The 21632-nt window shown below is 35.0% G+C and carries 17 protein-coding genes; 1 reads left to right on the forward strand and 16 read right to left on the reverse strand.

Annotated features, from left to right (window positions below; genetic code table 11):
• The 9 genes from M663_RS0101980 to M663_RS0102015 form a co-directional block, all read right to left on the reverse strand.
• Complete coding sequence (locus M663_RS0101980) at positions 1-1332, reverse strand: ATP-binding protein (RefSeq protein ID WP_029687773.1); 1332 nt, start codon at positions 1330-1332, stop codon at positions 1-3.
• A complete protein-coding gene (locus tag M663_RS0101985; protein WP_029687774.1) occupies positions 1322-3166 on the reverse strand; it encodes a TerB N-terminal domain-containing protein in 1845 nt (614 codons plus the stop codon). Before M663_RS0101985 ends, M663_RS0101980 begins: the two co-directional genes overlap by 11 nt.
• 42 nt (positions 3167-3208) lie before the next feature.
• Positions 3209-4129, reverse strand: a complete 921-nt coding sequence (locus M663_RS0101990) for an SDR family oxidoreductase (RefSeq protein WP_029687775.1) — start codon at positions 4127-4129, stop codon at positions 3209-3211.
• Positions 4130-4142: 13 nt separating this feature from the next.
• Entirely contained in the window at positions 4143-5321 is a 1179-nt protein-coding gene (locus M663_RS14450) for a sugar transferase (RefSeq protein WP_337954485.1), read from the reverse strand.
• Positions 5321-5557 carry a hypothetical protein gene (locus M663_RS15810; RefSeq protein WP_337954486.1) on the reverse strand — a complete coding sequence of 79 codons (237 nt, stop codon included), beginning with the start codon at positions 5555-5557 and terminating at the stop codon, positions 5321-5323. Before M663_RS15810 ends, M663_RS14450 begins: the two co-directional genes overlap by 1 nt.
• 42 nt (positions 5558-5599) lie before the next feature.
• Positions 5600-6502, reverse strand: coding sequence for a hypothetical protein (locus M663_RS0102000; protein ID WP_029687777.1), 903 nt, complete (start codon positions 6500-6502; stop codon positions 5600-5602).
• Between the two features lie 22 nt (positions 6503-6524).
• Positions 6525-7643 (reverse strand): glycosyltransferase family 4 protein, encoded by a 1119-nt coding sequence (locus M663_RS0102005; RefSeq protein ID WP_029687778.1) that lies wholly within the window; start codon positions 7641-7643, stop codon positions 6525-6527.
• 126 nt (positions 7644-7769) lie between these two features.
• Entirely contained in the window at positions 7770-9473 is a 1704-nt protein-coding gene (locus M663_RS0102010) for an AAA family ATPase (RefSeq protein WP_029687779.1), read from the reverse strand.
• A gap of 44 nt (positions 9474-9517) precedes the next feature.
• Positions 9518-10660, reverse strand: a complete 1143-nt coding sequence (locus tag M663_RS0102015; RefSeq protein WP_029687780.1) for a glycosyltransferase — start codon at positions 10658-10660, stop codon at positions 9518-9520.
• Positions 10661-11059: 399 nt separating this feature from the next.
• Between M663_RS0102015 and M663_RS0102020 the strand changes: the two genes are divergently transcribed.
• A complete protein-coding gene (locus M663_RS0102020; protein WP_029687782.1) occupies positions 11060-12295 on the forward strand; it encodes an IS110 family transposase in 1236 nt (411 codons plus the stop codon).
• A gap of 110 nt (positions 12296-12405) precedes the next feature.
• On the opposite strand, the gene M663_RS15070 is transcribed toward M663_RS0102020, so the two are convergent.
• The 7 genes from M663_RS15070 to M663_RS0102055 all read right to left on the reverse strand — a co-directional run bounded on the left by M663_RS15070 (position 12406) and on the right by M663_RS0102055 (position 21397).
• Positions 12406-13260 carry a hypothetical protein gene (locus M663_RS15070; RefSeq protein ID WP_273702591.1) on the reverse strand — a complete coding sequence of 285 codons (855 nt, stop codon included), beginning with the start codon at positions 13258-13260 and terminating at the stop codon, positions 12406-12408.
• Positions 13261-13753: 493 nt separating this feature from the next.
• Positions 13754-14890: a glycosyltransferase gene (locus tag M663_RS0102030; RefSeq protein WP_009610146.1), complete on the reverse strand. Its 1137-nt coding sequence runs from the start codon at positions 14888-14890 to the stop codon at positions 13754-13756.
• Positions 14851-15783: a glycosyltransferase family 2 protein gene (locus M663_RS0102035; RefSeq protein WP_029687784.1), complete on the reverse strand. Its 933-nt coding sequence runs from the start codon at positions 15781-15783 to the stop codon at positions 14851-14853. Before M663_RS0102035 ends, M663_RS0102030 begins: the two co-directional genes overlap by 40 nt.
• Before the next feature lie 67 nt (positions 15784-15850).
• A complete protein-coding gene (locus M663_RS0102040; RefSeq protein WP_009610136.1) occupies positions 15851-16798 on the reverse strand; it encodes an NAD-dependent epimerase/dehydratase family protein in 948 nt (315 codons plus the stop codon).
• Positions 16795-18180: a UDP-glucose/GDP-mannose dehydrogenase family protein gene (locus M663_RS0102045; RefSeq protein ID WP_337954487.1), complete on the reverse strand. Its 1386-nt coding sequence runs from the start codon at positions 18178-18180 to the stop codon at positions 16795-16797. Before M663_RS0102045 ends, M663_RS0102040 begins: the two co-directional genes overlap by 4 nt.
• 144 nt (positions 18181-18324) lie before the next feature.
• Positions 18325-19362, reverse strand: coding sequence for an Rpn family recombination-promoting nuclease/putative transposase (locus M663_RS0102050; RefSeq protein ID WP_029687786.1), 1038 nt, complete (start codon positions 19360-19362; stop codon positions 18325-18327).
• A 340-nt stretch (positions 19363-19702) separates the two neighbouring features.
• On the reverse strand, positions 19703-21397 hold the full coding sequence (locus tag M663_RS0102055; protein WP_029687787.1) for an ATP-binding protein: 1695 nt from the start codon (positions 21395-21397) through the stop codon (positions 19703-19705).
• Positions 21398-21632 lie beyond the last annotated feature (235 nt).

Below are 21632 nucleotides of genomic sequence, written 5' to 3' on the forward strand. Positions count from 1 at the left end.
TTATGAAAGCTGGGTTCTTTTAAAACGTTTATGGATGTCGATGACTTTTTCCGAGGAGTTGTTTTCTCTAGTCTCTTCTCCTATATATAATTCTTCAAAATTCAGAGTAGGGTGTTCCATCTTAATATTCAAAAAGCTGATAAACTGCCTGACCACATCTCCTAAAATAATGTGCTTTTCAGCCCCTGGTCGCTTGTATGTCCACAGCAAATACTTCCGAATTTCTTCGTCCGTCACATTTATTTCATAGCCATAATGGGCTGCGTGGATATCCCGTATATTCATCAATAGAATCAAGGTTTCTTCAGGTGTAAGGGGAGTTAATTTCATTACTGCCTGCCTTAAATCTTGATATTCTTCCTTTTCCACCGCTGGCTTCAAACGTCGCTTCAATGCCTGGTAGCTGTAAAGCCCACGGCGCTCATCCTCTAAAAACTCAGGGGTACCGCTAAACGTTATATACAAACCCTCAACTGAACCTTGCAAAATGTCATTGTAGATCATCAGGATATAGTCATAATTTTTTTCTCTGGCTTCCCTATGAGTAATCTTATATAGATTGACTGCTTCATCTAAATTGATAATCAAGCCTGAATACCCTGCTTGCCTTACAAATTTACACAGCACTTTTAAGTAACTATAATAATTGCTATCATTAATGATCTCTCTAATTTCTAGGTCCCGCATTGCATCGGTTTTGGTCAAATATTCTCCTCTGAGCCACCTCAAAGCTTGACGCTGTTTTTCCTTATCTTGCTTTACAAAACTTTTATAGTAAATACTTAGAACTTTTGCAAAATCGTAACCACCCGTTAACTCATCTAAATGAGAAACAGCTTTAACAATTTCTTTCTCTACTGCTTGAACAAATACACTCTCCTCCAAAACAGCTTTATCTTCATAATCTAGGTCTTCCATTACTTTCTTTTGCAAACCCATTATCCACTGATCTAAAATAATGGGCAGGGCGTTCCCTTGGGGTGCGGATTTGGTTGATAGATTTTTTATCAATTCATTGTACAAGGCCAGAGCTTGATTATCGCTTCCATACAATCTTCTATGGGGAGTAAAATCCGCATTGGTAACTACAAATCCTTCTTCTAGACCCACTTGCCTAACAAAATTTTGCATAAAACTTTTTCCAGTTCCATAGGCGCCGATAAAAAACTTGATCATAGAGTTTCCATTTTCTTTTATGTCTCTTAATTCTTCTCTTATTTGTTTCATTTCCGCTTCACGGCCCACCATTATATACTGGAGACCTTTTTTAGGAACCACCCCGCCTGCCAATGCACTTAAAATATCTGCTGAATCTCTCCTTTTAATTTTCATGCCGATTTCTCCTCTCCACTTCTTCCCATACAGTTACCAGCTCTTCGTTTATCACATACTCTTCTCCTATGAGCTCAATAAAGACATCTTCTAAATATTCCTCCGCTTTAGCATTTATCTGCTCGACAAAAATCGTTACAGGAACACCTTGATCTCTCAACTGTTCCTCTGCTTCATTTATGCTTTTCTTTCTATTGGAAAATGTGCTGATAAATTTAGATTCCTCTTCTGTTAAGGAAGAAATAAATCCTTCCACATCAACTTCTTCATCAGACAAGCAGATTCGAGACCTATTTTCGGGAATGTCTATTTCAGGCAAGTCCAGTTCAGGTTCAATTTCCTCGCCGTCTATCCCTGTGGTTTGGACTGGTCTTGGAGGTATAATATGTTTCGACTCTTCCTTTTCTTTCGATGCTACTTGAGAAAAACGACTCTTTACTCCTTTAACTGGAGAAAAACGGCTTTTGAGGCCTACATCCTTTGTCAGGTCCAAGCTCTTTATTTCCTCTAATAAAGCTTCTTTAAACCCAGGAGGCAACAATTCTTCGTTTACTTGAAGCTGTCTGGTAACTCCAGCGAGCAATCGAGCAACATTCTCTGAAAGCCGGAATAAAGCTGTTACTTCATTGTAAAAATAATCTGTAGGCACATATTGTAAGTACTTTATAACCCGGCTTGGAACATTTCGACCTATTACTGCGCTATTAAAAAAGTGATATGTCTCTATTTTTTCTTCTGGTTTAAACCAGGCTTTCTCCAGATCTAATCCCTCTTCTATATTTATCCTTTGAAATAATTTTAAAGCCTGTTCAAAAACAGCATATACTCTTTGGGCATTGGTTTTAAAAAAGGTGGTTTCTGAATATCCATATAGAACCTTTCGCCATTCTTCCATAGGTATTTTGCTAATATCATCTTGATATTCTTTGAAAATCTGATAAAAATTGAGCCCAGAATACGGTTCTGCCCCTAATCCCCATTTATAAGCCAATTCAATTTCATTCAGTTCTACCAACATATCCCTTATCCAGGGCACAATATATCTGTCCAGATCAGGAAGTCTATCCTTGTACGCCTCCCGTAAGCGGACCATCATACTAACGTTGAACGCAGCATTTTGATTGAATGTATAGTTCAAGAGTTCATAAACAAATAAGATTACGTAGCTCAAATCTGTGTCCAAATAATTGCCGTTTAGTGCCTGATACCTCCAGTAGAAATACCACCTCTTCTGCCTTTCGTCCAAATCTCTAAAAGTAGTCCAATACACCTTCAATGGCACAAAATCCGCCTTCCTGAGTTTCATATCAGCGTATTTAATCGAATCCTTCATAAACTCCGTTTCACGAGTGGAAAAAGTAATCTCTATAGTAGGTGAACTCGACTTTTTAGCTTTGAGAGAGTTTTTTAGTTCCTCAATTTCTTTTCTTATGTAGAGAGGAGTTTCAAGGTGAGCATATTCTGGCAGTATGATATCTTCTTCCTTGTAAAATTTCTCTTTTCCTTTTTGAAGTAAAACTTTTTCTGGAGAAGGATCAAGTTTTTTGACTTGAGTAATTTCCTCTGTAGGAGAAATCCGAGTTGGTGTTTCGGGGAGCTTCTTTGAAACCTCTTCTTCCCTTTCTGAATACTCCTTCTGCCATTTCTTAATAAAAAACATATCTATCCAACCCAATACCATAGTCAAAGGGAGCAATTTGCCTGCGGAAAATATGACGATCAAGAGATATATCGCAGCCTTTAGATATTTTTGATAATAAAAAAGATGCGCTCCAAAACCCCCCAAGAAAAAGGCCAATAAATAGCCTACTGTCGGAGACTTGCCTTTTTTCATTTAATTGCCCCTCCCAGAATTTTTTAGGGAATCTTCATAGCCTTATTTGACGTTCCCTTTATAATACTCAATTGTCTCCCTTAACCCCTCTTCCAAACTATACTCCGGTTTCCATCCAAGCACATCCAAAGCTTTTTTATTATCAAGATAACTATGTACTATATCTCCTTTTCGAGGCTCTGTATAAATAGGCTTTAAAGAGGCATTCATGATTTTATTCATTATCTCAACAAGCTCATTTATACTTGTAGGTTTATTCGTGCTTATATTTACAACTTCATTATCTCCCTTTTCCAATGCCAAAAGATTAGCTTTCGCCACATCTTTTACATAAACAAAATCACGCGTTTGCTTTCCATCTCCAAAAATAATAGGTCTTTCCCCTTTAAGCATTTTATCTATAAAAATAGATATTACTCCACCTTCTCCTTTTGGGTCCTGTCTTATCCCATATACATTTGCATAGCGCAAAATCGTATATTTCAATCCATACAATTGGCTGTATACCTCAAAATAATGCTCTGGTGTGTGTTTTGATATTCCATAGTAAGATATGGGATTTACTTTATGTTTCTCATCAATGGGAAGATATTCAGGATTTCCATACACTGCTGCTGATGAAGCGTATATAACTTTTTTAACACCACTTTTTCTGCAACATTCCAGTAAATATACTGTTCCAAGTATATTTACCTTCGCATCAAATACAGGATTATCAATTGATTTCTGCACCTCTATCTGAGCTGCCTGATGTATCACATAATCAGGCTTTTCTTTTTTAAATATTTCACACAAGTTCTCATCTGTAATGTCTTTTTTATAAAAAATGGCCTTTTTATTTATAAATTCTTCTTTTCCTGTTGAAAGATTATCAACTATTATGACTTCATATCCATTTTCAATCAGCAAATCTACTACATGTGAACCTATAAAGCCTGCACCACCTGTGACTAAAACTTTCATCGTATATATCTCCTCACTTATCTATTTTTGTAATTCCTAATTCACTGTAAACATTATAGTTTAAAGATTTCAACAGCTCTTCTAATTCCATCTCTCTTTTCACACCAGAAGATGCTTCTTTTATGAATATGGTCTTTAATGTCAATAATATTATCTTAATATCAAGCCATAAAGAGTAATTTGTGATATATATAAGGTCCAATCTCAATTTGTCGTCCACATCTGTCGTATACTTTCCAAATACCTGTGCAAGACCTGTTATCCCTGCCTTTACATTATGCCTGTACTTGTATGAAGGATACTGCTTTTCAAATTGTTCTACAAAATATGGTCTTTCAGGTCTGGGACCTACAAAGCTCATATCGCCCTTCAAAACATTAAATAATTGAGGCAGTTCATCAAGTCTAGTCGCCCTTAACACCTTGCCTACTTTTGTAATCCTTGGATCATCCTCTGTAGCTAAAACAGGTCCTGTCATTTTTTCAGCATCTTTGACCATTGTCCTAAATTTATATACATTAAACTTCTTGCCTTTCTCTGTTACTCTTAACTGCTTATAAATCACTGGACCGGGTGAAGTCGCTTTAATCAACATAGCAATTATTACCATTAGAGGCAAAGTAACTACTATACCAATAAATGAAAAAACTATATCGAAAAGCCTTTTAATTAACTTATCTTCACTAGTCAATGAAGGATAATTCACACTTATAACAGGAACATCATCAAATTGTACAAATTGCGATTTTACTAAAAGAATATCTCTTAGATTTGGGACAATAAAAAGATGTTTCTTAAATTTCATTGAATCATAAAAAAGACGGGTCTTAAGATTCTCATCAACACCACTGCATATGTATATTGCATCTACTTCATTGATGTGATTAATAATCTCATCATATCTTTGAGGACTTATTATGTACTTTATATCAAACCAACCTCTAGAACTTGAAATTAATTTCTTCGCTAATTTTTCTGCTACTTCCTTTTCGCCTATAATCATTACTTTCTTCTCGCCATGCACATATTTTCTTACATTTTGTACTAAATATCTCCACAGGGACAACAATACAAGCTGAATTCCAAAAGCTATAAAAAATATGCTCCGTGGAAATGCAAACTGTCTTATAAAAAATGTTGAAGCTACTGTTACAACCTGCAGCAGCAGTAAGGAAAGAATTAAAGAAAACACTATATCTCCATAGCTTTTCCGTGAGTATTATACAAACCATAAATATGAAATAAAATAATAGCAGACAATGTGATCACAGGAATTAACTCATAATATGGCTCAAGGTTTGCAATTGGCGGATTTGTTCCAAATTTGATAGTATACGCAAGTATAAATCCTGTATGAATTAATAATAAATCTACAATGAAAACAATAAATTTGCTTAATTTAAAGAATTTATGAAAATGGGTATGCATTAGAGACACCACCTATTAAAATAATTTGTCACTTGGGTAGAATTATCGTTGTAGATTTAAAGCTTTTTGGGTACGTGCATTTATCTTATAATTTTTAAACAACCGGTTTATATCATCTTTGCTTTTGACATAACTTTTCATTATTTCACTATAATCGATAAAATTATTTACCCTATTAATATTAAATCTACAGAACAATAATATCTTCAAATACAGAAAAGTTCTATATTTATCATCAATAGTCTTTTTAAAATTCAGTCTCATAAAAAGTTTTTCATAAGATGAATATAACACGAGAAAATATATGTATGGAATAAATATCATTGAAAGAGTTATTGGTAAAATAAAATCTTTTATAAGTTCCAAAAGAACAATATTTTTTATATCACTTAAAAATCTGTTTAATGAACTAAATATTAAAAACAAACCAACACCTGCAGTCGTGTGTCTCAACAGATTAGCTGTTACTTCGTACTCTTTATTTTCATACTCTACCTTGTGTTCAGCAATTCCTACCATAAGAGATAAAAAAACAAACAAAGAAATTAAAATAATTTCACAGATTAATGAAAAGTTGTATGAATCCACAATAAATCCCACCAGAACACCTATGCTGAGATTATTTTTTGCCATCTCTTTAAAGTATTTCATATCTTTAGCTTCGTTTATCGATTTTATAGTAGAAGGAATAGCAGTAACTATATACCATATAATAGTATCTTTTAATAATTTAAACTCCCAGAGTCCAATTTTAAACAATATAAAAACTGTTAATGATACATATAAAACCATACTTATATGCCAACCAATCAATTTTCTGTCAAAAAATGCTTTGAGGAGATCCCATAACGAGTGCCTAGTATCTTTTTTATAGATCACTAAAACCAATAATATGAGTAGCCAAAAGCCAATTGCTAACTCCCTATTGCTAAAATTTTCTAGCATTTTACTTTACTCCTCGTAAAAATTATAACATTTTGCTAGATTTTTGCCCAATGACTTCTTGATACACTTCCATAGTCTGTTTGGCCATACGTTCAAAAGTAAAAAATTCTTCGTATCTTTTTCGCCCCGCTAATCCAAACTTAATACGCTTATGAGAATCTAATAGTAGTTCCTTCAAACGTTTTTTCAGTTCCTCTTTGTCTCTCCTTGGAATAATGTATCCTGTTACTCCATCAATAACCACCTCTTTTACTCCTCCTACCTCAGAAGCTATAACTGGAAGTCCTGCCCGCATTGCTTCTAAAATAGAACGTGGGAATCCTTCCCATTTTGATGTTAGAATAAAAATCTGTGCTTTTGCCAATCTAGAAGGTACATCATCACAAGCACCAGAAAATTGAACTTTATCTGAAATTCCTAACTTTTCGGCTCTCTCTCTAACTATTTCCATCAATGGCCCATCACCTACTAATTCTAATGTCCAGGGTAAATCTTTCAGTTCCTCAAGAGTTTCTAACAATAAAATATGATCTTTTTGTTCTTCAAAGCGAGCTACCATAATTAAATGTACTGGTTCAACTTCAGGTTTAGCAAAAAGAGTACTATCAATATCAGGCATCCCGTTATAAATTGTGACAATTTTGCTTGGATGGGCAATTTTGTACCTTATAGCAAGTTCACGATCATAGTTAGAAACTGTAATGATTTTATCTTCGAGTGAACCTACTAACTTTTCCGCCCATCTGTAAACCACCTGTTTTCTTTTGGGAACTCCTTCCGTAAAAGCCCAACCATGGGCTGTAAAAACTACAGGTATTTTCAACCACTTTGCAGCCAATCGGCCTAACCATCCAGCTTTTGATGAATGCAAAGAGATAATATCAGGTTTTATTTCACGTAAAACATCGATAATCTCTTTTAATGCAAGCAAATCCTTAAATGGATTAATAGGACGAACTAAATGTCTTAGAGCAATATACGGTATATCTAACTCTTTTAATTTCTCAGTAAAAGACCCTGTTCCTCCCACTAATACTATTACTTCATGACCCTGTTTTTTTAAAAAATAAGCCAAATCTTTCACATGGACCTGAGCACCACCAATAGCATCAGCACGTGTAATTATATAGGCTATTTTCATTTCTTTGCCTCCTTGCACAAAAAACCTTATACTGATACCATTTAATACCTTCTCTTACCTTTACAAATAACACGTAAAGTACATAATCGTGATTAACTTACAAAAATAATTTTCTTCATGAATCCTCTAATAGAATCCCAATTCTTCTTTTACTATCTCAGCTATACGCTTTACAAATTGAGGTGCATAATCTGGCATAAAACTATGAATTCGCCGAGCTATGTATCGAGCAATAAGCCCTTTTGCTTGGTTTTTCGATACTGGTTTGATTATATTATGCGCTTCCTCTTCTATTTTTTCATAAGTTGGAGTTCGTTCCGTTCTAGTGTTTTCATAGTCTTGTTTTACAGCTGTTTCAAATTCTTTACCCAGAATTACGATTGGTGTTGCAGGCTCATTTTCGCTTGTTACAACATCCCACGCTTTTCCATGTAAAATTTGTTCCAATTGCAAACCAAAACAACTTGCTAAGTTTTTATTAGACTTTCTTTTTTGATTATCACTACCTTTTGCATCCACACCGTCATCGTCGTTGTCAAAAACCACTAACATCGGAATTTTAAACTTACCAAACAAACGCCAATATTTGGGAATCTGATTTTTGCCCTGCACTGCAATAACTGACACACCTTTTTGGTCGCAATTCAAGCCCACCGCAGCTAAGTACTCTGGTAAAGCTAATTCTTCAGTTTCACCTTCCACAAGGATGAGAAATCTAGCAAAAAAAGCTTCGTTTAGCCGGTAATTTGAAGTACTCTTATAATATTCAGTAATATTTTCGATAGTAGCTTTTCCTTCTGGTACACCTGTTCTGTAACAATGTTCTACAAGCTCAGCTTTTGAAACCAAAGTTAAAGTTGTATGCTGACAACCTTTATTTTCTGGGTCATCAACTTTTCGCACTAGACCGATCGAATCAAAAAATTCCGTATCAACGAAATTATTCGAATGTGTAGAAATAATAACCTGGAGTCCAGTGCTAACAATCTCACGTAAAATGCGAAATAAATTCCGTTGTGCCTGAGGGTGTAAATAAATTTCAGGTTCTTCAAGAGCTAAAATACCTCTTATTTCTTCTCCATATTGTCTTAAATTAACAGCATAACTTCTAAGAAGAGCAAGAAGAATCAAATTTCGTGTACCTTCTCCTAATTCGTCTAAATCAATATCTCTCCTATTTTGATTAGGATCAGATGCTAGAATATGCATAGTTTTGAAATAATTACTGGGAGTAAACGGCTTAAAGTCTATTGACATTTTTAGTGGAACATCTGCTTGTAGTTCTTCAAAAAATTTACCAAAATCTTTTTTGAATTCTGAAAAACCAGGAACTTGGTCAAATAGATCAACAATTTCATTAAATCTTTCTTCAAGTTTATCTGAAAGATTGTAGGCCCTTTTATGAAATGTTTTGCGAATTTTCCCTAATAAACTCCAATCGTAAAAAGATATATGGCGATCAAATGCCCGATCAGCTCCTAGATAAGTAGAAGGAAAATCTTCTTTAATGTTTTGATCTCGAATAAGATTCCCTAAAACATCTCTATACTCAGGCCATCTTGAAGAAGAAGAAAATATAGCAGAAGAACCATTATCAAAAATAAGTTCTATTCTTATTTCCTTACTTTTGTCTCTCAAATAAAAATCATAATCCTGTAATCTCTCAGAACTAACCCAATCTTCTCCACAAATTAAATTAATAGCCCGTATAATATTTGACTTTCCTGAATTATTGGGCCCTACAAGTACAAGTAAGTTACTTTCAGGAAACTCAAATTCTAAATGTTTGATTGAGCGGAAGTTTTTAATGACTACACGCTTTAATTTCATAACTACCCCTCTTTTTTACACACCTTTTAAAATCCCACAGAAAATTATATACTTCCAACTTTTAGCCCCTTACTTTTAAGTAGCTCTAAATATAAACTTTCCCACTGATCTACTACTCTTTCTAAATCATAATTTTCCTTTATATACCTCCGCCCATAATTCCCCATCTCTTTTCTGACATTTTCATCTAAGTCCATCATTTTTAACATAGTCTGAGCTAAAGCTTCAGAATTCTTTGGGGGAACAAGGAAACCAGATTTTCCATCTATAACAATTTCTCCATTCCCCCCAACATCTGTAGCTACTATAGGTAAACCTACAACTGAGGCTTCCAAAAGCACAAGAGGCATACCTTCCCAAGAAGAGGACATAACATATGCATCAGCAGCATTCATTAGAACAGGAATATCTTTACGCACTCCTAAAAAATAAACATGAGATATAATATTCAGGTCGTCTACTAAATGCTTGGCTTTTTCCATTAAAGAGCCTTGCCCTGCAATTAGAAGTACAGAATCATTTCTTTTTGAAACTACTTTAGCAAAAGCATTCAACATATTAGGATAATCTTTAGCCTCCTCAAATCTCCCTACAGCCAACCATACAAATTTGTCTTCAATCCCTAATTCCTTTCTTAAACGAATTCGTGCTTCTAAATCAGGTTTAAATATTTCAGTATCAATCCCATTAGGTATATGTATTACTTTATGCCGAGGCACTGCGCCTATTTGTACATACCTCTCCAATCCTGCACGGCTAACTTGGGTGGTTAAATCACATAACCAATCTGTAATACGATAGGCAATTTCCCTTTGCCTTCCACCTTCGATAATACTGTGAATTGTACAGATGAGTATGGGAGTTTTAACAAAAATTTTAGAAATTCGCCCTAAGAGATTAGCATGAACCATATGGCAGTGAAGAATTTGAGGTCTTTCACGTCGCAAAATCTTTACCAAGCGAAAGAGTCCTCTTGGATCCGGCACACCTCGTCGCATCTCCAAAGAATAAACATGTATTCCTGCTCTCTTAAGTTCTTCCACATAAGCCACAGGAGGGATCATGGAAATTACTTGCACATCCCAGCCTCGTTTCTTAAGACGAGTAGCTAAATGCACAAGCTGTGTCTCTGCACCACCGTAATTAAGTCCTGTAGTGAGAAAAGTAATTACCTTGGTTTTAAGCACAAAAACTCACTCCATTTGAAAAATAATTGTTAATTATAATTAAATTTTACTGTAAAAACTCCCCTCGTATAATATGATTTGGAAATTATCAAGAAGTTTTTTTACTTCTTGATAATTGAGCGTGCCTTTGCGAAAATTAATTTAGGTTGGTCTGGGGTCACTCTTAACACCCCCTGTAGCTTTTCAAATACAGCCTACTCAAGTAAGAGTGAGACCCCTGCGGTGCAGTACTAGTTTCTCACTCGTGAGCTGAGCCAGCAGGCATTCCGGCCCCTAGATTCAGCAGGCTAGGGGTGCACCCCCGGTTGCCCTGTCAAGCTCTTATCGCCCGCGAGGCTGTTAGGTACTGCACCCGCAGGGCACGCCCCTAATCCTGGCCAACCAAAGGAGGGATATCTGGTGGCTCAGGTTATCTTTGCAGGCATCGATGTCAGCGCCTCTAAGCTGGATCTCGTATGCATCGATGAAAATGGTAATCAACTTTCTCCTGCTAGGTCTTTCTCCAATAATGCTGAGGGCGCAAATGCGCTGGTGGATACTTTAGTTTCACTAGCAACTAAATCCAATGTCTCGCAACTTAATCTTGGATTAGAAGCTACCTCTATCTTCAGTATTCCACTTAGAGATTTCCTTTTGGATGCACCTCAGTTAAAGCCTTATTCGGTCCAGGTGTATGAAATTAATCCTTCTCTTGTATCCGGGTTTAAAAAAGCTTTCGGCTCAAGACTCCCTAAAACTGATGCCTTAGATGCCTATATAATTGCTGAGAGGCTTCGCTTTGGACATCTTACTCCATACAGCCATGAAGTTTCTGTTACTGCACCTTTGCGTCAGCTTACAAGGCTTAGATTACATCTTGTCGAACTCCTTGTTGATGAGAAAAATCGAGCTTTGAATTTGCTCTTTCTGAAATTCTCTAATTACAAACAGGACAATCCCTTTACCAACGTCTTTGGCAGAGCGTCCATTGAAGTCCTGAAAGAATTTACCCCTGATGAAATAGCTCAGATATCCATAGAAGAACTTGCAGAGTTTATTCAGTCTCACGGAAAAAACAGATTCACTAATCCTGAAGAAATCGCTACTGCTCTAAAGCAAGCCGCAAACCGTGCTTACCGCCTAAACTCTAAAATGGAACAGGCCTGTGAGATAGCTATTTCTTTAACTCTTCAAAACATTGAGCATCTCAAAAGGCAGATTAAAAGCCTTGATAAGGTTATTTCCAGAGAGCTTAAAGCTATCCCTCAAACACTTACTACAGTTAAGGGTTTAGGCGATGTGTCGGCTGCAGGAATAATCGCTGAAATAGGCGATATTAAGCGTTTTAAAAACGAAGCCTCTCTTGCTCAGTATTCTGGCCTCACCTGGACCCGTTATCAGTCGGGCGACTTTGACGCTGAAGAGCGTCGTTTGACAAAGAGCGGGAACAAATACCTCCGCTATTACTTGGTCATGGCCGCAAACTCGTTGCGGGTGCACAACGAGGAATACAAGGCCTATTATCAGACCAAGTATCAGGAGGTTCAAAAGCACCAGCATAAGAGAGCGCTGGTATTGACTGCCCGCAAACTTGTTAGGCTGGTCTTTGCACTGCTGAGCAAAGGCCAAATCTACAAAGGGGCGGTGAAGAGTTAATTTTGTCTTTTAAAACCTATTAATTGCTACTTTTGAAGCCAATTTTTACCATATTAATTGGCTAAGGGTATTATTGTCTTTTTTTGCTTTGATAATTTTATTTTCCAATTTTAAGGTATTGACATATTACCGTGAGTCTTATTTTTTAATTTCAGTTTATAATAATTTGCAGATAAATTAGCTGCTATTACCCAAAATAAAATGTTTCCTAATTGAATCCCAACAAAAATATACGTTTCCCCTATTCCATGTAATGATATGGCAAGAAAAGCTGCTAACGCTATTTTTACAAACTTGTAATTATCATCTTCGTCTTGTTTAATATTCACTTTAAGTACTTCATTCCCATGTAGTACAATTAGCCTGATAAATGCTAATATTAAAATCAAACCAGGTAATCCAAGCTCCAATAACAAAGCAAGATAACTTCCGTCTAAAGGTTGTAACTTTAGTAGTTCTTTGTCAAACACATTCAATCCATATGGCATAAAAAAATTTCGCTTTGCCTTTTCAAACCACCATATAAAAGGAACAATGCGTCCTATTATACTATATTCGCTTAAACGGAAGTAGGGAAACATGTGATAAATACTAACAAATACGGTTCTTAACATACTGCTACCCAAATAAGCATCAATACCTATTAGCAACACTGTACCAATTGTTATGAATATTACAAAAAGTGAATATTTAATTTTAAAAGAATATGTCATTATATAAACAAAGATAATAAATAAACTCCAGCGAGAGCCAGTAATCAACAAATTAAATGACGCATAGCTAATAAAGAAAAATATTATAAATTTTTTTAAAATATTTTTTTTATTTGTCAAAAGTGCTGTTAAACTTATAATTGCTAACGCAGAAATGATGCCATGTGCATTTGGACCAGAAATACCTTCGTATCTTGTAACTCCTTTTATAACATCTAAAACATTTATGTTGCGATTAAAAAAATTAGACATAATCAGAAAAAATATACTTGACGTTGCTGTATATAACCATATCTGATATAAACCTTTTGAATTACGATAAAAGTATTTAAAAGAAATAAAATATAACAAAATTTGAAATAAGAGTGAGGAAAGCCTTATTGAAGACTTTATCAAAGACTCAGTATTTACAGGTATACGAATAAAATAAACAAATAAAATCCACACCAGAAAAAGGATTAAAATCTTGAGCTCTGGTACTAAGAATATGGATCTTAATTCTCTAAGAAAAACAAATAACAATACTAATAATATAGGAAAAACAAAGAAAATATTTGTATAAGTATGATTTTGATTAAATACGTTGTGAACCATTAGCGACAAAATAGAAGCAATAATGAAAAATCCCAATATATAACCTGTTATATCAAATCGCAATAACAAAGTTTTATCGAAATACTGCTGATTATGATTATTATAATTTTTAGATGAATTCCTCATTAGTTTTAGCACTCCTTATACTATATTACTCGCTTATAAGAATTTTCGCATACTCGTTCATAACGTATTCTAAAGAAAATAGTGTTAGATTAATTTTAGATAAATCTTTTTTCCTATCTTCTAATGTTTCTAAAATAGCTTTAGCCATTAAATTTGGATCTCCAACGGGTACTAATTTCCCATGTTTTCCACCATCCAATATTTCCGAAGGCCCACTAGGACAGTCTGTTGATACTACTGGCGTTCCTAAAGCCATCGCCTCCACAAGCACATTTCCAAATCCTTCCCATCGAGATGACAAAACAAACACAGTTGCATGTCTCATATATTTATAAGGATTATTTACAAATCCAGGTAAAGCAACATCCTGCTCTAATCTAAGTTCTTTAATTAAGGCTTCAAGTTTAGGCCTCTCTTCTCCTTCACCTAAAATCATAAGACGTGCTGGAATCTCTTTGCGTACTAAAGCAAAAGCACGAATGAGGGTAGAATAATCTTTTGCAGGAGTCAATCGACCTACGCTTAGTACTACAGGAGGCTCACTCGGGTCAAACCAAGGATGATCTAAAGGCTCATCAGCTTTAGCAAAAAGTTCAGGAGTTATTACTGGGTTGTATATTACATGGACTTTTTCTCGACGTAAATTGGTAAGCCGTATAAGGTCTTCGGCTACTCCTTTTGAAACAGCAACAACCGCATCTACCCCGGGGTAAAAGACACGCACCCATAAAGGAATAAGTCTGGCACGTATACTCGTTGCATTTGTACTAGCTTTACTGAGAGTGCTATGAACACTTACTACTACACGTGTTGGTACTTGGGAGAGTTTTTTAGCCCACAAGGCTACAATATTTGCGTGATCTAAAGCCGATAGTAAAGCCTCTGGTCTTTCTTGGCGTAAATAGCGAATAAGTCCAGGTAAACTATACAGAACTCGCCGGCTCTTGAGGTCAATCACTCGTATATTATCGGGAACCTGTGAAAGATAAGGTCCTTCTGCTTTAGCAAGAACTAAATCTACTTTATACCCTCTTTCAGCAAATCCTCTTGCCAAATTTAACATAACCCGTTCTGCTCCACCACCACGAAGGGATGGAATAAATAATGCTATTTTAAATTCTTTCAGTTTTGATTCATTATTTTTACTCTTATATGGTCCCATATAAACACCCCTAAACCCACTGGGAAAGATATAATCCACCATATTTTAAGCGACGATTCAAGAAACTGCTTAACAATTGACACCCGTGCATGCAACGCAAACCGTGTATAACTGACACAAAATCTAATCTTCTTATAAAAACTTACATCCCTTCGTTTTGAAACAAGCGCACACAAATCTTTAAAATATAACCATCGGGCTAATGCAGTTTTCATAGCAAAAGATAATCCTTTTGATGATAGACCATCGGGTAAATATTCTCTATAAGCAATTATTTCATTAAAATATCGCATTTTATACTTGTTTCCTATTTTATTCCATACAATTCCTTCTGGAACGAATTTACCTATATCCTCAGGAAACTTATACAATCTCAGCACATCAGTTCGAAAACACTCCATTTTGTCACCTTTTATTCCCCATTTGAGCCAGCGATCAAGCATATTAGAATCCCATACTTGTGTTGGGAAAACATCGCCTATTATTTCACCATTTGGAAAAGCAAGCAATCCACCTACACCCGCAAAATTATTGGCATCTTCTTCAGGAATTGTTTCCCATAAATAAAGCAAACGTTCTAATCCGTTAGGTCCAAGCCAATCATCTGAATCTACAATTAAAAACAAAAAACCTCTCGCCACCTCAACTCCTCTATTTATTGCAACGTGTTTTCCGCTATTAGGTTGCCATATGTAATTGATAGGGAACCATGCTTCTTTTTTCCATTTATCAACTAACTCTTTTGTACCATCCTCTGATCCATCATCTATTATTATCCATTCAAAATCGCGAAAAGTTTGTTTTTTCAAACTATTATATAATCTCTCAAGCACATAAGCTCGATTAAATGTCGGAGTAAATACAGTAAAGGTAAATTCAAAGTTAGATTTCATTTCCTTCATCCTTTTCAGAATTATTATTCTATTTCCAAAAAACTGATTAAATCCTTTTCTAGCTATTCTAAGACCTCTTTATCCACTCCACAAAATTATGTATCCCTTTCTTAAACTCTATCTTCGGCCTAAACCCTAAAAGCCTTTCTGCTTTCTCCATATCCGCCCAGGTCTGCGGCACGTCACCTGGCTGTAAAGGCAAAAACTCAAGATGAGCCCTTATCCCCAAAGCTTCTTCTAATGTTCTCACCATTTCTAATAAGCTAACGATTTGATTGTTACCAAGATTAATTACCTCATACAATGTGGCAGTATAATCCATAGCCCTACGTACACCTTCAATAATATCGTCTATATATGTATAATCCCTGCGGCTTGAACCGTCGCCGTATATGGGTATAGGCTTTCCTTCTAGCATCAATCGAGCAAATTTATGAATAGCTAGATCTGGCCTTTGTCTAGGCCCATATACTGTAAAAAATCTGAGTGCAATAAAGCGAATCCCATAAAGATGGCTGTATACATGGCCTAATAATTCACCACTCACTTTTGTAGAGGCATAAGGGCTAATTGGCTTTAACACACAGTCATCTTCTTTCCAAGGAACATTATGATTTATACCATAAACACTAGAGGAAGAAGCAAAAACGAACTGCTTTATTCCTCTATGCCGTGCAAATTCTAAAAGGTTTTGCGTTCCTCTAACATTTACTTCCTGATAGCCAATTGGATCTTGAATTGATGGGCGTACCCCCGCTTTTGCCGCTAAATGAACGATAACATCATAGTCATCAGTTAATTTTTCGTGAAGTGCTTCCATATCTCTTATATCTATTTCAAATAGCCGATACGTCTTATAATCAAAATGAGCAGAAATGTTTTTTCTTTTGATGGCAGGGTCATAAAATGGGTCAAAATTGTCCACTACAGTGACTTGCCATCCTTCTTTTAATAGCCTGTCCACCAAATGGCTTCCAATAAACCCTGCTCCTCCAGTAACTAAAGCATGTTTCATCTGCCCACCCCCATGTATATAAATCCTGCTCCTCTTGCTTCTTTGGGTGCATAAATATTTCTCCCATCAAGTAATATGGGGGTGCGCATCACATAAGCTAGGCGTTTTAAATCAATCTTACGATAAAGCTGCCATTCCGTTGCAACTACTACAGCATCTGCTCCTTCTGCTGCTAGGTATGGATCATCTACAAAGGTTATTTCTTGAAGTTCTTCAGTAGTAAAAGCTTTACGCGCATTTTCTATGGCAACAGGGTCATGTGCACGAATATGTGCTCCCCTTTCTATGAGTAATCTAATAATATCAATTGCCGGAGATTCTCTTACATCGTCAGTTCCTGGTTTAAAAGATAGACCTAAAATTGCAATTGTACGCCCTCGTACACCTTTTAACACTGACTGTAATTTTTCAACAGTGCGCTCCCTCTGAAGCTGATTGACTCTCCGTGCTGCTTCCACAATAGGCATCTCATAGTTGTATTCTCTGCCTACAGCAATTAGGGCAGCAGTGTCTTTTGGAAAACAGCTCCCTCCCCATCCTATACCTGCGTTTAAAAAACGGGCTCCAATACGCGTATCTAATCCGATGCCACGAGCAACTTCAGTAACATCAGCGCCCACTTTTTCACAAAGGCCAGCAATTTCATTGATAAAGCTTATCTTTAGCGCTAAAAAGGCATTAGCAGCGTATTTTATCATTTCAGCACTTACAGGATCAGTTGTGATAAGGGGTGGAAGGCTATAACCATCACGCTTAGGAATAGCTTGAGGTGGATCAAAAGTTTGTTCTAAAATTGGTCTGTGCATTCTTCTGAGCATTTCAATAGCTTCTGGATCTTCTGATCCAATAACAATCCTGTCTGGATAAAAGCTATCATAAAGCGCCATTCCTTCACGTAAGAATTCAGGATTTGAAGCAACATATACAGTAGCTTTAACATTTCTTTCTTCTAGTGTTTTTTTAATTACATGGGCTACACGCCTATTAGTGCCAATTGGCACAGTAGACTTTACAACAACAGTATATTTACGCCCATCTATTAGCCCTTCTGCAACGGTACAAGCAGCTTCTTCTACATAATGTGTATTTGCTTCTCCATTAGCTTTTGCTGGAGTACCAACAGCAATCATAATAATATCTGCATCGCCTACATTAGATTTTAAATCGGTAGTGAAAGTAATATTATTTTTTAAACTAGTTAATAGTTCTTCTACACCAGCCTCATGTATTGGACTTTTCCCTTTTTTGAGCAGTTCTATCTTTTTTTCATCAATATCTACTCCAACAACGTTATGCCCTATATAAGCAAGCATAACAGCTGTCGTTAAACCGACATAGCCTGTGCCAACAATTACTATTTTCATTCCCTTGTTTGTGCTCAATTTCTCTCTCTCCTCTGTCAGATTATTAAATTGATTTTCATAAAAATAAAAAAAACCCCTATCCACCTTACAATTATACTAAATTATGATTTCGTACAATTAGTCCATTATTACGCCAAAAAATAAAAGACCATGCCTATAAAACTAATTTATATACTTCTTTAAGTCATCTAATTTTTCAATTTTCAAAATATCTCTTGCTAAAGCAAGTAATGCTTTGTCATCTAACTTTTCAAGTCCATTTATATATTCAAAAGGTATATCTTTAAACTTTTCTTTCAATTGTTCAAGTAGCACCATTCGTATTCCTTCTATTTTTCCTTCTATTTTCCCTTCTATTTTCCCTTCTATTTTTCCTTCTTTTCTAGTTTTTTTAAATTCCTCTTTTAAACTACGTTCTAAATTGGAAATCATTTTTTCCACCCCCTCACTCTTTTCGAATATTTTCTTTACCTCTTCTCTTTTGCCTTCGGGTAGAAATCTGAATATAATAGACACAAACCAGTTTCTCAATAATATAAACTCTTCTTCAGACAGATTTTTGAGCACATCTGTTAATTTTTTTAATCTTTCTATTAATTCTTCTCTGTCTATCCTTCTGTCTAGCAAAAAGACACTACCTATAAGATTAGATAATTGTAAAAGTTCTTCTTCATTATATCTATTCACATCAATGAAAATATATTTAAAGTCTATTATATTTTCTCCAAATAATTGATATGAATCTATCGTTTCTTTAAAGCTCAAAGAAGCAGTCCATCTATTAACACCATTATACAACACAATAGGAATAATCGCTGGTAATTTATAGTCCTTCCTTTTTTGCTGGTTTAATGATGTATCTTTAAGAATTTCTCTCCACACTTCAATTATATACAATAACAATCTGTATGGCATTTGAAAATCAACTTTTGATTGTAATTCCAACAATATATAAAAGAAAACTTCTTTATCCTTCAATTTTACTTGATAAACCAAATCAGCCTCTTTATTTTTAAAATCTTGCAATATGAAGGATTTGTTTATTCGTATTACTTTAGATTCGTCTATTTCATTTACCCAATCTTTTTTGACAAAACTTCTTAAAAGTTCAATAAATACTTTTTTATGAGAAAGTAGATATTTATAACCTTTATCATGAGGGGCATTTAAATTCTTTTTATTTTTATCAGTTTCCATCATATCTCACCTATATTATATCACATCATTTTTGACTACTGCAGGAAATAAAAAAGATAAAGCCTCACTCTGCGGGCGCAAGTGCTTAAAAAGCACCGCCTCCGCTTCTGTATCTATATTACCACCAATAAAACTTATGGGCGCCGAAACAGCCTCATAAGTCCTATCGGATCATGTCAAAATTTAGCGTGAACAATAATATATATTCGACGTAAATTTACATTTTCCTTCTTTTCCAAAGGAATTTTTTATAATTTTATAGAATGATATTCCATGAAAAGATTATAGTAAACCTTTGAAGTCTGATATTATTCCTTCCTGATGCTGAATAACTTTCTTCTCATTACTCTTCAAATATTTTGTAATCTCCTTTTCCTATAAATACCACTAATGCTTTCTTTAAATTTTGTTTATCTTTAAATTGCATACTTTCACGGTATCTCTTTAATTGTTCTTTCCCTTTTTCTCTTATCTCCTCAATATATTTTTCGTCACTTTTCTTTACATACTTTAGCTCTATCAACCATTCGTATTTTACATCTGGCATTCTTATGTCTTTTTCTAAATAAATATCTATATAACCTCCCTCTGTTTCTTTCTCACTTATAAGCTTGTATATGTTACTCATTGTCAAGTATGAAAAGAGTATTATTTTTATATATTTTTCATCAAATTTTATTGTATCTCTATTGGATAATACTTTTAGAACTTTTTCACTTATAAATTTTACAAAGTTCTTTATTTTTCCTTCAAATGCCATTTCCCATATGGCTTTTGCTATTTCTAGCATTTCATATTTTATGTTGTTTTCTTCCTTTAATTTTTTACTGAAGTACTCCCAATACATTGTTTTTATTACGTAATTAGGTATGCCAAGTTCTAAGATATTGTACCTGTAATCTTTTATTGTTAATAAGCCCATATAAAATAGAAGAGAAATGAAGTATTCTTCGTCGTACATTCTGTCAAATGAAAATTTTGTTACTATCTCCGCTACTATCCCTTCCTCTTTTATGATTCTCTCTAATAATGCCTTGTTCTCTTCATTCATTGTAAGCCTGTTTAGCCTACCATAGTCTGTCTTTACATTGTCGTCTATTAGATACTCTGGATATCCTCCTGTGTTTTTGTATTGTGCTAAAAAGTATAGTACCATGTCTGGATTGTATACCCTTGTCTTGGCATTTTTGTTGAATTTATAGCCATCGTATAATTCCCTTAAGTTATTTATTAAATTCTCTTTTTCCTCTATCCCTACTTCTTCTAGTATCTTCACCACTTCTTCTTCTGTAAATCCCAGCATCTCATTTAAGCTTAAATCCATTGTGACATTTAATGCTATGTTAAATCCACTCGTTAAGTCGTCCAACATTATTGGGGATATCCCTGTTATGAATATCCTGTCTATTACACTCTCTGTCCCTATCTTCAATGTCTCATAAAAGTCTCTTACAAATCCTGATGCCCTCACTATCTCTCTGTAAAATTCACTCTCACCCATCGCTATTATGTCATTGGCAAAATGGTCATATTCGTCTATTATTAGGTATATCTTTTTACCTACTTTTTTTACTTCATTTATTAGCGTCATTATAACCGCATTTATATCAGTTATTTGGTCAATTTTCTCCCTTATTTCTTCCGTATTTCCTAATATACCCTCGTATCTGCCTAATAAAGCATTTATTGAATTTTTCACACTTAACAAAAAGGACTCTTTTAGTTGGTCTTTGTTTTCTGTGTTTAGGCCTGAAAAATTCAGTTTGAGTATCATATAACTGTTCTTTAGCTTTGTTGGCTTCTTCCCTATATATAAGTCACCAAATAGTTTCTCAAAGTCTTTCTCATTGTTTATGTCATAGTAGTTCTCTAATGTTGAAAGAAAGAGACTTTTCCCAAACCTCCTCGGCCTTATGAAAAACAGGTATTTGCTATTTAAGTTCTCTATCTTCTCTATATACATCGTTTTATCTACATACAGGTATCCTTCTTCTCTCATCGCTCTGAAATTGGACATCCCATAGGGTATTTTCTTCATCTCTACCACCTCTTTCTTTTCTTTTTTAATACTTTTTTGCATTTTTTGTATTCCTTTATGCATGAGATTCTTCGGCTTCGCCTCAGAATGACAGAAAACAAAGATTCTTCAGCTTAAGGCTTCGTTTCACTTCGGCTCAGGATTTTACTGCTACACTTTACAAAAAAAGACACACTTTATAGTGTATCTCGATGTCTACAAATTTACTACTGCTCTCTTTAAAAGCTGTCTATCC

Source organism: Thermoanaerobacter sp. A7A (genome assembly GCF_000445185.1).
In the GTDB taxonomy this organism is placed as follows: Bacteria; Bacillota; Thermoanaerobacteria; order Thermoanaerobacterales; family Thermoanaerobacteraceae; genus Thermoanaerobacter.

Bases quoted from the DNA above. Each gene is read 5' to 3' on its own strand.
- M663_RS0102030 (WP_009610146.1), bottom strand. From the start codon at position 14,890: ATGGGACCATATAAGAGTAAAAATAATGAATCAAAACTGAAAGAATTT.
- M663_RS0102010 (WP_029687779.1), bottom strand. From the start codon at position 9,473: ATGAAATTAAAGCGTGTAGTCATTAAAAACTTCCGCTCAATCAAACAT.
- M663_RS0101980 (WP_029687773.1), bottom strand. From the start codon at position 1,332: ATGAAAATTAAAAGGAGAGATTCAGCAGATATTTTAAGTGCATTGGCA.
- M663_RS0102055 (WP_029687787.1), bottom strand. From the start codon at position 21,397: ATGAAGAAAATACCCTATGGGATGTCCAATTTCAGAGCGATGAGAGAA.
- M663_RS0102050 (WP_029687786.1), bottom strand. From the start codon at position 19,362: ATGATGGAAACTGATAAAAATAAAAAGAATTTAAATGCCCCTCATGAT.
- M663_RS0102040 (WP_009610136.1), bottom strand. From the start codon at position 16,798: ATGAAACATGCTTTAGTTACTGGAGGAGCAGGGTTTATTGGAAGCCAT.
- M663_RS0101990 (WP_029687775.1), bottom strand. From the start codon at position 4,129: ATGAAAGTTTTAGTCACAGGTGGTGCAGGCTTTATAGGTTCACATGTA.
- M663_RS0102035 (WP_029687784.1), bottom strand. From the start codon at position 15,783: ATGAAATCTAACTTTGAATTTACCTTTACTGTATTTACTCCGACATTT.
- M663_RS0102005 (WP_029687778.1), bottom strand. From the start codon at position 7,643: ATGAAAATAGCCTATATAATTACACGTGCTGATGCTATTGGTGGTGCT.
- M663_RS0102000 (WP_029687777.1), bottom strand. From the start codon at position 6,502: ATGCTAGAAAATTTTAGCAATAGGGAGTTAGCAATTGGCTTTTGGCTA.
- M663_RS15070 (WP_273702591.1), bottom strand. From the start codon at position 13,260: ATGTCTAATTTTTTTAATCGCAACATAAATGTTTTAGATGTTATAAAA.
- M663_RS0101985 (WP_029687774.1), bottom strand. From the start codon at position 3,166: ATGAAAAAAGGCAAGTCTCCGACAGTAGGCTATTTATTGGCCTTTTTC.
- M663_RS15810 (WP_337954486.1), bottom strand. From the start codon at position 5,557: ATGCATACCCATTTTCATAAATTCTTTAAATTAAGCAAATTTATTGTT.